Origin of the sequence: Peptoniphilus stercorisuis (assembly GCF_017874395.1) — a bacterium.
GTDB lineage: Bacteria > Bacillota > Clostridia > Tissierellales > Peptoniphilaceae > Anaerosphaera > Anaerosphaera stercorisuis.
This window is the reverse complement of the sequence record NZ_JAGGLJ010000008.1, coordinates 55,612-71,093: the sequence shown is the minus strand read 5'-3', so window position 1 is coordinate 71,093 and position 15,482 is coordinate 55,612. Positions and strand designations below refer to the sequence as shown.

Annotated in this window: 14 protein-coding genes; all 14 read right to left on the bottom strand. The window is 27.3% G+C overall.

From position 1 onward, the window contains the following. Window positions 1–42 precede the first annotated feature (42 nt). A complete protein-coding gene (gene rny / locus J2Z71_RS05245) occupies window positions 43–1,584 on the bottom strand; it encodes a ribonuclease Y (RefSeq protein WP_425351665.1) in 1,542 nt (513 codons plus the stop codon). A 145-nt stretch (window positions 1,585–1,729) separates the two neighbouring features. Then, window positions 1,730–2,386, bottom strand: coding sequence for an ATPase (locus J2Z71_RS05240; RefSeq protein ID WP_210060800.1), 657 nt, complete (start codon window positions 2,384–2,386; stop codon window positions 1,730–1,732). A 1-nt stretch (window position 2,387) separates the two neighbouring features. After that, window positions 2,388–2,621, bottom strand: a complete 234-nt coding sequence (locus J2Z71_RS05235; RefSeq protein ID WP_210060799.1) for a hypothetical protein — start codon at window positions 2,619–2,621, stop codon at window positions 2,388–2,390. A gap of 3 nt (window positions 2,622–2,624) precedes the next feature. Beyond that, window positions 2,625–4,070 (bottom strand): AAA family ATPase, encoded by a 1,446-nt coding sequence (locus J2Z71_RS05230; protein WP_210060798.1) that lies wholly within the window; start codon window positions 4,068–4,070, stop codon window positions 2,625–2,627. Beyond that, on the bottom strand, window positions 4,070–5,047 hold the full coding sequence (locus J2Z71_RS05225; RefSeq protein ID WP_210060797.1) for a metallophosphoesterase family protein: 978 nt from the start codon (window positions 5,045–5,047) through the stop codon (window positions 4,070–4,072). Before J2Z71_RS05225 ends, J2Z71_RS05230 begins: the two co-directional genes overlap by 1 nt. A 13-nt stretch (window positions 5,048–5,060) precedes the next feature. Further along, window positions 5,061–6,104 (bottom strand): recombinase RecA, encoded by a 1,044-nt coding sequence (recA, locus tag J2Z71_RS05220; RefSeq protein WP_210060796.1) that lies wholly within the window; start codon window positions 6,102–6,104, stop codon window positions 5,061–5,063. 13 nt (window positions 6,105–6,117) lie between these two features. After that, on the bottom strand, window positions 6,118–7,338 hold the full coding sequence (locus tag J2Z71_RS05215; protein WP_210060795.1) for a competence/damage-inducible protein A: 1,221 nt from the start codon (window positions 7,336–7,338) through the stop codon (window positions 6,118–6,120). An 8-nt stretch (window positions 7,339–7,346) separates the two neighbouring features. Further along, window positions 7,347–7,880 carry a CDP-diacylglycerol--glycerol-3-phosphate 3-phosphatidyltransferase gene (pgsA, locus tag J2Z71_RS05210; protein ID WP_210060794.1) on the bottom strand — a complete coding sequence of 178 codons (534 nt, stop codon included), beginning with the start codon at window positions 7,878–7,880 and terminating at the stop codon, window positions 7,347–7,349. After that, window positions 7,877–9,205 carry a 30S ribosomal protein S12 methylthiotransferase RimO gene (gene rimO, locus J2Z71_RS05205; RefSeq protein WP_210060793.1) on the bottom strand — a complete coding sequence of 443 codons (1,329 nt, stop codon included), beginning with the start codon at window positions 9,203–9,205 and terminating at the stop codon, window positions 7,877–7,879. The genes pgsA and rimO overlap by 4 nt, the downstream gene beginning before the upstream one ends. Further along, window positions 9,198–11,480, bottom strand: coding sequence for an FtsK/SpoIIIE family DNA translocase (locus tag J2Z71_RS05200; protein WP_245311188.1), 2,283 nt, complete (start codon window positions 11,478–11,480; stop codon window positions 9,198–9,200). The genes rimO and J2Z71_RS05200 overlap by 8 nt, the downstream gene beginning before the upstream one ends. Window positions 11,481–11,530: 50 nt before the next feature. Then, window positions 11,531–11,962: a dUTP diphosphatase gene (gene dut / locus J2Z71_RS05195; protein WP_210060792.1), complete on the bottom strand. Its 432-nt coding sequence runs from the start codon at window positions 11,960–11,962 to the stop codon at window positions 11,531–11,533. Between the two features lie 66 nt (window positions 11,963–12,028). After that, window positions 12,029–14,125: a polyribonucleotide nucleotidyltransferase gene (locus tag J2Z71_RS05190; RefSeq protein WP_210060791.1), complete on the bottom strand. Its 2,097-nt coding sequence runs from the start codon at window positions 14,123–14,125 to the stop codon at window positions 12,029–12,031. Window positions 14,126–14,174: 49 nt separating this feature from the next. After that, window positions 14,175–14,441, bottom strand: a complete 267-nt coding sequence (rpsO, locus tag J2Z71_RS05185) for a 30S ribosomal protein S15 (RefSeq protein WP_210060790.1) — start codon at window positions 14,439–14,441, stop codon at window positions 14,175–14,177. Between the two features lie 120 nt (window positions 14,442–14,561). Further along, window positions 14,562–15,473: a bifunctional riboflavin kinase/FAD synthetase gene (locus tag J2Z71_RS05180; protein WP_210060789.1), complete on the bottom strand. Its 912-nt coding sequence runs from the start codon at window positions 15,471–15,473 to the stop codon at window positions 14,562–14,564. Window positions 15,474–15,482: the final 9 nt, after the last annotated feature.

The window sequence follows — 15,482 nt, the reverse complement described above, 5'->3', positions numbered from 1 at the left end:
TCTTTATATATTAAAATAACCTGCCAGATGGCAGGTTATAATTTATTTTGCATAATCAATTGCTCTTGTTTCCCTAACAACATTAACTTTGATTTGTCCTGGGAAATCTAATTCAGACTCAATTTTTTTAACTATATCTCTTGCAAGTATAATTATTTCAGATTCTGAAATATCTTCAGGTTTTACTATTATTCTAATTTCTCTACCTGCTTGAACTGCATAAGATTTTTCAATTCCATCAAAGGAATCAGCTATTTCTTCAAGTTTTTCAAGTCTCTTTATATAAGCTTCTACTGTTTCACGTCTTGCTCCAGGTCTTGCAGCACTTATAGCATCAGCAGCTTGTACTAATACAGCTTCTACTGAATGTGCTTCAACATCTCCATGATGAGCTTCTATTCCATGAATAACAGCTTCAGATTCTCTATATTTACGAGCAAGTTCAACACCAATATCTACATGTGGTCCTTCTACTTCATGATCTATACTTTTTCCTATATCATGTAAAAGTCCAGCACGCTTAGCAACTTTTACATCTGCTCCAATTTCACTTGCAAGCATTCCTGCAATATGTGAAACTTCAACAGAGTGTTTTAAAACATTTTGTCCATAACTAGTTCTAAATTTAAGTCTTCCTAGATACTTTATAAGTTCAGGATGAATTCCATGAACTCCTGCATCATAGGCTGCTTGATCTCCAGACTCTTTAATAGTTATATCAACCTCATGTCTTGCTTTTTCAATTGTTTCTTCAATTTTTGTTGGATGAATTCTTCCATCAGAAACTAATCTTTCTAATGCTATTCTTGCTACTTCTCTTCTTATAGGATCAAAACAAGAAAGTACTACTGCTTCTGGAGTGTCATCTATTATTAGATCTACTCCTGTTAGAGATTCAATAGCTCTTATATTTCTTCCTTCTCTTCCTATAATTCTACCCTTCATTTCATCATTAGGTAGATTTACAACAGATACTGTGCTCTCAGCAACTTGATCAGCGGCATATCTTTGAATTGCTTGTGCAATTACTTCTCTTGCATACTTGTTGCTCTCATCTTTAATTTTAGCTTCATTTTCTTTAATTATAAGTGCAGATTCTTGAGTTATTTCTTTTTCTAGTTCAGATAAAAGTATTTGCTTACCTTCATCTGCAGTTAACCCTGCAATTTTTTGAAGTTCTTCTTCTCTTTCAACTACTAAAGCTTCAGCTTTTTCGTCTTTTTCTTTTAAATTTTCAATTTTGTTAGTTAATTTTTCTTCTTTTTTCTCTAATTGCAAAGATTTTCTTTCTACAGATTCTTCTCTAGATAAAACTCTTTGTTCTAATTGTTGTAATTCGTTTCTTCTAATTTTAATTTCATTATCATGTTCAGATCTTAATCTATGAATTTCTTCTTTCGCTTCAACTAATAATTCTTTCTTCTTAGTTTCAGCATCATGTTCTGCATCTGTTACTACTCTTCTTGCAATTTCTTCAGCATTATTAAGCTTACCTTCTGCAATATATTTTCTAACAGCATAACCTATAGCTACACTGATTAAACAGCAAATAATAACAATCAATACATTTAGCATAATTGGCAACGGTTACACACCTCCCTATTAAATTTTCAAGTTCCAAATTATTTATTTTAAATTTTATATTTAAACTTGTATAAAATTATTTTATATCTTTTTTAAAAATAAGTCAATCTTACAAAAAATATGTATATAGGAAGACCTATTAAATTTAAGATACTTCCTCAACTTTCTCCAAAAAACTAATTCCATCTTTAATATTTATAGTATGTGATTTGTCACATATTTGAGATAAATAAGTATTATGAGTTACCATAATTATTTGTCTTCTAAACATTTTTGAAGCCTGTTTTAAAAATTCACCTAAGTTGAAAACATAATCATCACTTACATGTTTACCAGGCTCATCTAACAAGATAGGGCCCTCTATTTGAGGTTTGTGTATCTGAATGAAGGCAAGCCTTAGTGCAATTGAAATTATATCAACTACACCCCCTCCACGAGCTATCTCTGGTTTTGTCTTTACAGAATACCCATCACTATAATGTGACACTACATAAAACTCAGCTTGTGGAATATTTCTGCTTTCTGTTATTTCAATTTGAAATTCAATATTACTTTCAAATATAAATTGCAAACATTTAGTTACTAACTCTTCGATTTGAGTCTTAGCTTGAAGTCTTCCATATTCAGATGTTTTTTGAAATAATATCATTACTTTACTTAATAATTCTTCCTCTTCTACTAAGTTATTTATTTCCTTAGATACTTCCTTTAAATTCTTTGAAATAACTTCTTTTTTTCCTTTTTCAATATTTATATCTTTATCTAATTGATTAATATATATATCTAAATCTTTAACATTCATTTTAATCCCTCGGAATTAAATTTTCAGCTTCTTTAAATAATGCTTCTATTTCATTTTTCAACTTTATTATTTCATTTTCTAATTCATCAGGTTCAATACCTTCTTTTTTTATATCTTCTATTAAGCTATTCTTTTGAATATTTAGTTGTTCAAGTGCAGCTTCTGCTTTATACTTCTTTTCTTTAGATTCTTCTAAATTATTTTTTAAATAATTTAGTTTTTCTTCATAATTCATTTTTCACCTCAAAAAATGTTGATTTATATGTTCTAATGTATTATTATCAATTTTACTTCTACAAAAAGGACAATATCCTAAGTCTAATAAAAGAGTATTATAAGTTTTCATATCTTCATCTAGATTATAATTTAATATTTTTAATTCCTTATCTCTTTTACTTATTTTAAGAGATAAATTCTTATAATCTAATAGAGATACTTTTAATTTTTCTAGTTTTTTATTTTTTACATAAATAGTATTTATATCTTCTTCAAATTCTCCTATATAAGATAATTTATTTAAAAAAATCAGACCATCATTTATTCGTTTATTAGTATAATTATAATTTTTATTTAATTTACTTATCTTATTATATCTATAAATATATTCATCTAAACTTCTAGCTTTTACATATAATTCATCTAAGTAAATATATTTATCTAAAAGATATTTTAATGAATTTTTTTGTTCCTTTAACTTAATAAGATTAGAATATAAATTAGTATATTTTTTATAATTTTTTAGTTTAAAATCTAATAATAAAAGATTTGAATTTAATTTATCTATATCTATAAATTTATTAATTAATATTTGATTGTTTTTTATATTAATATTAGCTCTTTTTATTTCTTCACTATATCTTCTAAATCTTTTTAAATTATTCAAGTTATTTTCTTCTAAATAAATTTTTTCAGCAATTAAGTCTAAATTTGTATATTTACTGTAAATTTCTTCGTTAATTTCAATTTTTGCATTTAAGTTTTTTAAATTCTCATTAAAATTAATTAATAAATTTAACTTTGATTGATTATCTAAAATAAGAGTTCTTATTTTTTTTAGATTGTTTAAATCCTCTTCGGCTTTATCTAAATAATCAAACTTTTTTAAATCCTCTTCTAAATTTTCTTTTCTGATATATAAATTTTTAATATTAGAATTAATTTGTTTATTATCTCTAATAGTTTCTCTTAAGGCGTCATCTATATAATTCACACCAACTAGTCTACCTATTGCACTTGCTCTAATTGATGATTTTTCATTTAATAGAAAAGGACCTTCAAGTTGTTCTGCAATATTTATAATTGATGTAGATTTTTCATCTAAGTTGATCTTATCCATTTCTATTTCATCAATTATTTCCTTTGGAACTCTTTGTCCAAATCCATCAAAAGTATATTCTTCACCATCAGATTTTTTTAAATAGTAAGTATTTTTAGATGAAGATCTATATCGTCTAACTATGGCATTAGTGTTAAAGTGAATTGTGACAGAAACATCTTTTTCACCTTGTTTTATAAAATAATCTCCTAAGGGTTCATTATATAATGCCCATTTAATAGCACGAAGTATTGCAGTCTTTCCACTATCAGAATTTCCAACAATTACATTTAAACCACGATGAAACTCTAAAGTAGTATTTTCATGAGACTGAAAATTTTTAAGTTCTACTTTTGTAATAAAAATCATTAATATTCAGCCTCCCTTAATTGAATGTCTTGTACCCTTTTTATAGCTTCATCTCTAACATCTTCTGGTATTGATTCATTTTTAGAAATTTGAACTAATAAATTAAATATATCTAAACTTCCTAGATCTGATGTCGTATCTATTATCTCTTTAAATTCATATATTTTACTTCTTTTAAATTTATGTCTTTCCATTTCATTTCTGTCTAATACAAGTTCTCCTGGAAGTGCTGATTTTAAATAAATTTCTTTTATAGATATTTCATCTTTTAAGTCTATTAAAATAACCTTAGGACGTCTTTTTATCTCTTCTAAACTATTAGAAATTCTAACTATAGATCCAGGATTTATAAAATATTTATTATCTATATTAATAGTTTTAAATCCAAAATGATAATGTCCAGCAAGTGTTATATCTGCAAGTGTATCTGTAATTTCACTTATTAATGTATGAGGAACTCCTTTAATAAAAGGTTTATCTAATAAAAATCCATGTACCATATGAATCATATAATTTACATCTTTATTTTTTTCTAATACTTTGTATTTATCTTTATAAGACTCATCTTCCATATTAAAAGAATATGGATTTGCCGTTAATTGAACTTTTATATTATCTTTTTCTAAAATAATTGGATTTTCATCAACTAATTTTACAAGGTTTAAGCTAGATAATAATCCAAGCATAGTTCTATTTATGGTTTTTTGATTATGTCCAAAAATATCATGATTACCACTAACTATATAAATAGGAGCTTCAAACTTTTGTAATATTTGAGAAAACTCACTAACCACTGCAATAGAAATATCGGGACGATCAAATAAATCGCCCCCATGTAATATATAATCAACATTTTCATTTATACTAATATCAACAACTTCATTTAATTTATTTTTTAATGTTTCAATAAAATTGTCTTTTCTATTTTTTGGATTGTTTCCTCTAATATGAGTGTCTGTAAAATATAATAATTTCAAATTATCACAATCCTTATTTTTCGTCTTTCTTGCTTTCTTCTTTTATTTCTACTTCTTCATCTGCAGGAATTAATTCATAAAATTGTCTAACTTTCTTTTCAACTTCAGTTAATATCTCTGGATTTTCAACTAAGAAATTTTTAGCATTTTCTCGACCTTGTCCTAATTTTTCTTCACCATAAGAATACCAAGATCCTGCTTTATTTATAATGTCTGCTTGAACAGCTACATCTAAAATATTACCTTCTTTTGAAATACCTTTTCCATACATAATGTCAAATTCAGCTTGTTTAAAAGGTGGTGCTACTTTATTTTTAACAACTTTAACTCTAACTCTATTACCTATTATGTCATCACCTTGTTTTAAATTTTCAATTTTTCTTATATCAAGTCTAACTGATGCATAAAATTTCAGAGCTCTACCACCTGTAGTAGTTTCTGGATTTCCAAACATTACTCCAATTTTTTCTCTTAATTGGTTGATAAATATAACTGATGCTTTAGATTTATTAATTGCACCTGTTAGTTTTCTAAGTGCTTGAGACATAAGTCTTGCTTGAAGTCCCATATGACTATCTCCCATTTCGCCTTCGATTTCAGCCTTTGGTACTAGTGCCGCAACTGAGTCTATAACTACAAGATCAACAGCGTTACTTCTTACTAAAGATTCAGTAATTTCAAGTGCTTGTTCGCCTGTGTCTGGTTGAGAAATTATTAAATTTTCTGTGTCTACACCAAGATTTCTAGCATAGGCAGGATCAAGAGCATGCTCTGCATCTATAAAAGCTGCTATTCCACCGCTTTTTTGTGCTTCTGCTAATATATGAAGAGCAAGTGTTGTTTTTCCTGATGATTCTGGTCCATAAATCTCAATTATTCTTCCCTTTGGAATTCCACCAACTCCCAAAGCTAAATCAAGAGCTAAAGAACCTGTTTCTATAGTTTCAATATCTAAAGTTGAATGTTCACCTAATTTCATTATGGAACCTTTACCATATTGTTTTTCTATTTGAGCAATTGCTAAATCAAGTGCTTTCTTTTTATTTTCATTTTCCATTTTACTTGCCCCCTTAATTGATTTTTAATAATAATTTTGTAATTATATAGTTTGCAGCTCTTTCTTGTATTTCATTTCTATTTCCATGAAATTTTATATCTTTAATAAAATAATTATCTTCGCCTTCATAAAAACAAATAAATACTTGTCCCACTTCTTTTTCTGTTGGAGTAGGACCTGCTTCACCGGTAATTGATATTGCAATATTAGAAAATCCTTTATTATATAAACCTCTTGCCATTTCAATAGCTGTTTCTTCACTAACTGCACCAAATTCATTTAAAGTTTCTTCTCTTACATTAAGTTCAAAGATTTTAGCCTCATTTGAATATGTCACATAAGATGATTTTAAAATTTTAGAAGAGTTTGGAACTGATGTTATCTTTGATGAAAGTAAACCTCCAGTAATAGATTCCGCAAAACTTATTTTTATATTTTTATCTATTAATTTTTTAACTAGAGTTTCACATGGTGTTGTCAAACCTGTTGAATATACATTTTTACCAAATTCTTTTCTTATTAAATATTCAATTTTACTGATTTCTTCTTTTAATAATTCACTATTAAGTCCCTCAGCTATAATTTTTACTTCAGTATCATAGAAATGAGCAAAGGTATTAATTGTAACATTATTATAATTTATATTTAATTTTCTAATTCTATCTTCAATATTTGATTCTCCAAGACCTATTATATTAATAGATAAAATTTCAATATCATTATCTTCATAGATATTATTTAAAACATATTTATTAACCATAGGTTCAAATTCCTTTGGTGGCCCTGGTAATAAAAATATTTTTTTACTATCTAATTCAATAAGTTCTCCAGGAGCTATCCCCCAATGGTTATGAAAAACTTTTGATCCTTCTATTACTCGAACTTGTCTAATATTATTTTTAGTCATAGTTTTATTAGAATTTTTATAAAACTCTAATAAATTCTCTTCTTCTTTTTTATCAATATATAGCTTTTTATTTAATACATCTGCTAAAACATCTTTTGTAATATCATCTTCTGTAGGTCCAAGTCCACCACATAAAAATATTAAATCTGATCTTTCTATAGATCTATTTATTTGGTCATATATTTTATCATAGTCATCTTTTACAGAAATTTGATACTCAACATTAACACCTATTTCAGATAATTTTTCAGATAAAAATTTAGCATTTGTATTTAAAATACTTCCGATTAATACTTCTGTTCCTATTGTTAATATTTCAGCTTTCAAATTTCACCTCAAATATTTTTTAAATCCAATACTTTAATATTTTTAACAAAATAATCTATTCCTGATATTATTGTAAATAAAACTGCAAAGTAGAATAAATATAAACCAGCATTATATAAACTTACAATATCAGATAATAAAAGTATCATAGCAATTAATTGAGATACTGTCTTTATTTTTCCAAGTTTACTTGCTGCTATTGTAATATTTTCAGATGCAGCTATAACACGAAGTCCTGTAACTGCAAATTCTCTAGCTATTATAATAATTACGCCCCAAGCAGGAATGTCTCCTATTTCAGTTAAACAAATAAGAGCTGCACACACAAGGATTTTATCAGCTAAAGGATCTGCAAATTTACCAAAATTTGTAACAAGTCCATCTCTTCTTGCAAGATAGCCATCTAAAAAATCAGTGAATGAAGCTATTGCAAATACTGCTGTTGCTACAAGTCTTGAATTTTCAAAATTACAATACATTAATACTACAAAAATTGGTACCATTAATATTCTTAAAAATGTTAATTTATTTGGCAAATTCATATTAATTCTCCTATTAAATCATATTCTAGGGTTTCATTAATTTTAACATTAACAAAACTACCTAAGTCTAAAGGCTCATCACTATGAATATATACAACACCATCTATTTCTGGAGAATCCATATAAGATCTGCCTATAAATAGATTATCTCCAGCAACTTCCTCTACAATAACTTCTAAAGTTTTACCAATGTTTTTTTCAAGTAAGTTAGATGAAATTTCTTGTTGTACTTCCATTAATCTATTTAATCTATCTTCTTTTATTTCTTCATCTATTTGATTATTCATAGAACAAGCAACTGTATCTTCTTCTTGTGAATATTTAAAAGCTCCCACTTTATCTAAAGGATTTTCTTCAATAAAATTAGTTAATTCATTGAAATCTTCTTCACTTTCTCCTGGAAAGCCTACTATAAATGTAGTTCTTATAACTATATTTTGCACGTTTTTTCTAAGTTTTTTTATTAAATTAATAATATCATCTTTATTAGTTCTTCTATTCATATTTTTAAGAACATTGTTACTAATATGTTGTAGTGGAATATCTACATATTTTACTAATTTTTCATTGTTTATAAACTCATTTACTAGTTCATCTGTAAAATGATCTGGATATAAATACATAACTCTGATCCATTTAATTTTTTCTATTTTAGATATTTCTTTTATTAATTCATGAAGTTTATATTCTTTATAATTATCTATTCCATAATCAGTAGTATTTTGAGCTATTAAAATAACTTCTTCAGTTCCATTATTAGCTAGATACTCTACTTCTTCTACTATAGATTCTATATTTCTAGATCTATTTTTTCCTCTTAATTTAGGAATTATGCAATAGGTACAATTATTATTACAACCTTCTGAAATTTTTACATATTCAGTTTTTAAAATAGAATTTTTTTCTTTTTTATATCCCTCTAAATATTCATCATTAATATTATCAGCTTTAATTATTTTTTTATCATCTAAAACTTTATCTAAAAAAACATTAATATCTTTAATATTTCCAGTTCCTAAAATACCATCAACTTCTGGCATTTCTTCAAGCAACTCTTTGGAATATCTTTGAGCTAAACAACCAGCTAATATTAATTTATCACATTTTCCAAACTCTGAATCTTTAAATTTCGCACATTCTAATATAGTTTCAATAGATTCTTCCTTTGCTGAATCTATAAAACCACAAGTATTTACTACTATTATATTGGCTTCTCTAACATCCTCTGTAACAGCATATTTACTATTATCTAATACAGATTTCATAAGAGATGTGTCAACTTCATTTTTTGAACAACCTAATGTTACAAAATTAATGTTATTCATTAATTTCCTCCAATATCTTTTCTATTTCTTCCTTGCTCATTAATAAACTTCTTGGCTTAGATCCTTCATGTGGTCCAAGTATTCCAACTTCTTCCATTTGATCTACAATTCGAGCAGCTCTTGAATATCCAATCCTAAGTTTTCTTTGTAGAAATGAAATTGAAGCTTGCTCCTCATTTACTATATATGATAATGCATCAAAAAATAGAGGATCTTTTTCACTTTGACTTTCATTCTTTTTCTTTTCTATTTCTTTTATTATAATTTTTTCTAATTTATCTTCTTTTATATCTGATGAATTTGCTTTTATAAAGTCAACTACACTTTCAACTTCTTCATCACTTATAAAAGCACCTTGAACTCTTTGAGGTTTTGAATAGAAACTTGGATAGAATAACATATCTCCTTTTCCAAGTAATTTTTCAGCTCCACCCATATCTAAGATAGTTCTTGAGTCCACAGCAGAAGATACTGCAAAAGCAATTCTAGATGGAATATTTGCCTTAATTGTACCTGTAATTACATCTACAGAAGGCCTTTGTGTTGCAATAATTAAATATATTCCTGCAGCTCTTGCCATTTGAGCAAGTCTTGCTATATAATCTTCAACTTCACTTGCAGCAACCATCATTAAATCAGCAAGTTCATCTACAACAATTACTATTTTCGGAAGTTTATCATCTTTATTTCCATTTTTTTCTAATTTTTTATTATATGATTTTAAATCTCTTACTGAACTTTCAGCAAATAATTTATATCTTTTTTCCATTTCTCCAACAGCCCAACTTAATGCAAGTGCTGCTTTTTTTGTATCTGTTACAACTGGTATCAATAGATGAGGAATTCCATTGTATACATTTAACTCAACAACCTTAGGGTCTATAAGCATTAACTTTACCTCTTCAGGTGATGATTTATACAATATACTTGTAAGTATACTATTAATACAAACAGATTTACCTGATCCTGTTGCTCCTGCAATAAGTAAGTGAGGCATTTTATCTATTGAAGATATAATAATTTCTCCTGATACATCTTTTCCAAGTGCTAGTGGAAGATCTGTATTTAGATTATTATATACATCACTTTCTATAATTTCTCTTACACTTACAGGATCTTTTATTTTATTTGGAACTTCTATTCCAACTGCTGATTTGCCAGGAATAGGAGCTTCAATCCTAATATCCGAACTTGCAAGACTCATTGCAATATTATCATTTAAAGCAACTATTTTACTAAGTTTAACACCTGGAGCAGGCTCTAATTCATAACAAGTAATAACAGGACCCTTATTAATGGCAACAATTTTAGAATCTATTCCAAAGTTTTCCATTGTTTCTTCAATTATTTCGCCATTTTTAATAATTTCATCTCTTGATGTATTATTCTTTAATTCTGTAATGTCTAATAGCTCAATAGGAGGAAATGTATAATCACTTTTTTGCATTTCATCTATTTCTAATACTACATCATCATCTTCTGAATTTTCATCTATTACATCATTATTTTTTGGTGTATCTTCTTTATTTTTATTACTACTATATTCTGTTATTACAACATTTTTCTTGCTAATTTCTTTATTTTTTTCTTTAGTGGATTTTTTCTTTGTTTTTTTAGCACTTTTTTCTTTAACAGTCTCTTTGTTATTTTCTATTTCTTTTTGTTTTTTATTTTCTATTGCTCTTTTTTTGTATTCTTCAAATTTAATTTTTATATTTTTAAATAAGTCTTTAATATTTGAAAGATTTAATTTTAATATGAAATATATATTTACTAAAATAACAATAGTTAGTATTGTATAAGTACCTATTGATCCAAATAATTTATACATAAAAAAACCAAATATTGCTCCTATTATTCCACCACTGCGAGCTATATCAGCATATTCTAGTGATAATTGAATTCTATCAATTAATGTTAAATCATAGGGCTTACTACCATCTAAAATAATCAATATACAAAGTAAGATTAAACTAGTACCTATTATATATCTTTTATAAGAGTTAATAAGATTTTTACTATTTAAAACTATTCCCCAAAATACTAATAATATAGGCATTATAAAATTCCCACTTCCTAAAGTTAAGGAAAAGAATTTATAAAGTAAAGTTCCCACTATGCCCATTTTATTACTATACAAACTTATAAAAGAGATAATTCCAAATACTATTAAAAATAATCCTAAAATTTCAACATTTATTTTTTTAGAATTTAACTCTTTAGTAGATTTAGTTTTTTTCTTTACTGATTTTTTTTTAGTTTTTCTCTTGTCCAATATAACACCTCTTTTGTATTAATTATAACATAAAGAAAAGTCAAAAACTATTAAACACCAGTATGTCCAAAGCCACCTTCTTGTCTGTCAGAATCAGTAAGAGACTCAACTATCTCAATTTCTGCACGCTCATATTTCATTATTACAAGTTGAGCTATTCTATCTCCATCATTAATAATGATATCTTCTCTACCAAGGTTTATAACTATTACTTTAAGCTCTCCTCTGTAGTCTGAGTCGATAGTTCCTATTCCATTTGGAAGTGATAATCCTTTTTTAAGAGCAAGTCCTGATCTTGCACGAACTTGTCCTTCAAAACCCTCTGGTATTTCTACAAAAATTCCAGTTGGAACCAATGCTCTATCTAAATTTTTTAAAATTAAAGGTTCTTCTAAATTTGCTCTTAAATCCATTCCTGAAGAACCCTTAGTTTGATACTTTGGAAGTTCATTTTTACTTTTATTTACAATCTTAACTTTCATAATTACTCCTTTTATTCCTAAAAAAACATGAACCAGTGGGTTCATGTTAATTCATTTTATAAACAATTATTGACAATCTTTTTCTTCTTTTTCAATTAATGCTTTTCTTGATAAAGAAATTTTGCCATCTTGATCAATATCTAATACTTTTACTTTAACAATTTCTCCAGCTTTAAGAACATCTTCAACTTTATTAGTTCTTTCATGTTGAATTTCTGAAATATGAAGTAATCCTTCTGTTCCTTTTTTAAGTTCTACAAAAGCTCCAAATTTCATTATTTTCTTAACTTTTCCTTCATAGATATCTCCAGGTTCAACTTCTTTTACAATTCCTTCAATAATTTTAATAGCTTCTTGTGCTTTTTCATTGTCTTCAGAAAGAACTGCAACTTTTCCATCTTCATCTATATCTATTTTAACGCCAGTTTGTTCAATTATTTTATTAATAACTTTACCACCTGCACCAATAACATCTCCTATTTTTTCTGGTTTAATAGAAATCGTATGGATAATTGGAGCAAATTTTGATAAATCTTTTCTTGGTTCTTCTATAGTAGTATGGATATGATCTAGTATTTGAAGTCTTGCAACTTTTGCTTGTTCTAAAGCTTTTTCTAAAACTTCTCTACTGATACCTTCTACTTTGATATCCATTTGAATAGCTGTTATTCCCTCACGAGTTCCAGCTACTTTAAAGTCCATATCACCGAAATGATCTTCTAGACCTTGAATATCTGTTAAAATCTTTGTTACACCTTTTTCTTCAATAAGTCCCATTGCAATTCCTGCTACTGGAGCTTTAATAGGAACACCTGCATCCATTAATGCTAAAGTAGATCCACAAATTGAAGCTTGAGATGATGAACCATTTGAACTTAATACTTCAGATACAACTCTGATAGCATATGGGAATTCCTCTTCAGATGGTATAACTGGAACTAATGCCTTCTCAGCTAATGCACCATGTCCGATTTCACGTCTTCCTGGTCCTCTTACTGGTCTTGTGTCTCCTACGCAATATGGTGGGAAATTATAATGATGAATATATCTTTTTGGTGTATCATCACCTATTCCATCTATTACTTGAACATCTGAAAGTCCAGATAAAGTTGCTACAGAAAGAGCTTGTGTTTGTCCTCTTGTAAATAGTCCTGAACCATGAGTTCTAGGTAGAAGTCCAACTTCAGAAGAAAGTGGTCTGATTTCAGTTAATGCTCTTCCATCAGGTCTAATTTCATCTTCAAGTATTCCACGTCTAACTTCAGTTACTTCAATTTCTTCCATAACTGCAGATATATCTTTTTTATAATCTTCTAATAGATCTTCAAAATGCTCTTTAATAGTTTCTTTAGCTTTTTCAACTTGTTCTATTCTAAGCATTTTATCTGCTTCATTAATAGCGTTAACAATAAGGTCTGTACCAAATTCTTTAACTTTTTCTGCTATTTCTTCATCAGGTTTAAATACTTCATATTCAGATTTTTCTTTTCCAACTTCTGCAACTATTTCATCTACAAAAGTACAAATTTTCTTAATTTCATCGTGACCTTTTATAATAGCATTTAGCATTTCTTCTTCAGTTACAATATTAGAACCTGCTTCAACCATCATTATGGCACTGTCAGTTCCTGAAACAACTAAATTTATATTAGTTTTTTCTCTTTGCTCTTCAGTTGGGTTAATTATATATTCTCCATCAATATATCCAACCATAACAGAACCTGTAGGTCCATCAAATGGAATGTCTGATATTGCAAGAGCTATAGAAGAACCTATCATTGCTACAATTTCTGGAGAACAATCTTGTTCTACTGATAATACTGTTGCAATTACTTGTACATCATTTCTATAACCTTCTGGAAATAGTGGTCTAATAGGTCTATCGATTAGTCTAGAAGTTAGTATTGCTCTATCGCTAGGTCTACCTTCTCTTTTAATAAATCCACCAGGCATTTTTCCAACTGAATACATTTTTTCTTCAAAATCTACACTTAATGGAAAGAAATCTATTCCTTCTCTTGGATTTTTAGAAGCTGTAGCTGTTACTAATACAACAGTATCTCCATATTGTAAAAGACATGCTCCATTTGCTTGTTCAGCAACTTTTCCAATTGTAACTTTTAAAGTTCTTCCTGCTAAATCTAGGGTAAAAACTTTTTCCATGTTTCCTCCTCTTAAAAAATAAAGAGCGGCATCCCCCCGCTCTTTTTCATTAACCTCTTATTCCTAATTTTTCAATAAGATTACGATATCTTTCAATATCTTTTTTCTTTAAATATCTAAGTAAGTTTCTTCTCTTACCAACCATTTTTAAAAGACCTCTTCTTGAATGATGATCTTTTTTATGTTCCTTTAAATGTTCATTAAGTTCATTAATTCTTTTAGTAAGAATAGCTACTTGAACTTCTGGTGAACCAGTATCTTTTTCATTAATTTTAAATTCTTCAATTATTACTTTTTTTTCATTTGCTTTTATCATTATATACCTCCAAAATTTTTAATATGCCAATGCACAAGTAAGCGCCGAGGAACGTCAAACACATGCATGGTATTATATTTAATATATTATCATAAGATTTTTAAGATGTAAATAATTAAATCACCTATTCTCTACATCTTTTACATCTTTAGCTATTTGTTTAAACAATTCATCTACAGTATCAAATTTGATTTCAGGTCTTAAAAATTTAATAAGTCTCAATGCAACTTTTTTACCATAAATGCTTTCTGAAAAGTTTAAAATATGTGCTTCTACTCTTAATCCTTCATTTTCAATTGTTGGATTTTTCCCAATATTTGTAGCAGCTTTATAGACTTTTCCATCAATTATAATATCTGAGTCATATACTCCATACATTGGAATTACATATTTTACATCAGGTTCTATATTGGCTGTTGGATAACCCATTTTATTTCCAAGTTGCTTTCCATGTATTACATACCCATCAATTGTATAACAATGACCTAGTAATTTATTAGCCTTATCAACTTGACCTGATTTTATTAAATTTCTTATATAAGTGCTAGATAATAGATCTCCTTCTATTTCAACTGGTTTTATAATATTTAAATCAATATTATTTTTCTCACAAAGTTCTTTTAATATTTCAATATTTCCACTTGCTTTATATCCAAAAGTATAATCAAAACCTACTATTACAGAATTAATTTTTAAATTATTAAATAAAAAATCTTCTGCAAAATACTCTGGTGTCATTGTCATAATATCTTCATTGAATATTATTTCATAGACAATATCTATTCCTATTTCTTCAAATATTCTATATTTTTCTTCATTTGAAGTTAATAAAAATTGTTTTTCTTTATAAATAAAGTTTTTAGTATGTTCTTTAAATATAAGAATACTGCTTTTCATATTTAATTCTTTAGCCTTTGATACTAAAGTTTTTAATAATTCTCGATGTCCTAAGTGTACACCATCAAAATTCCCAAGAGCTATTACAGATTTGTCATTTGCAATATAGTCTTTGTCTATTTTTATAATTTCCATAGGTCCCCC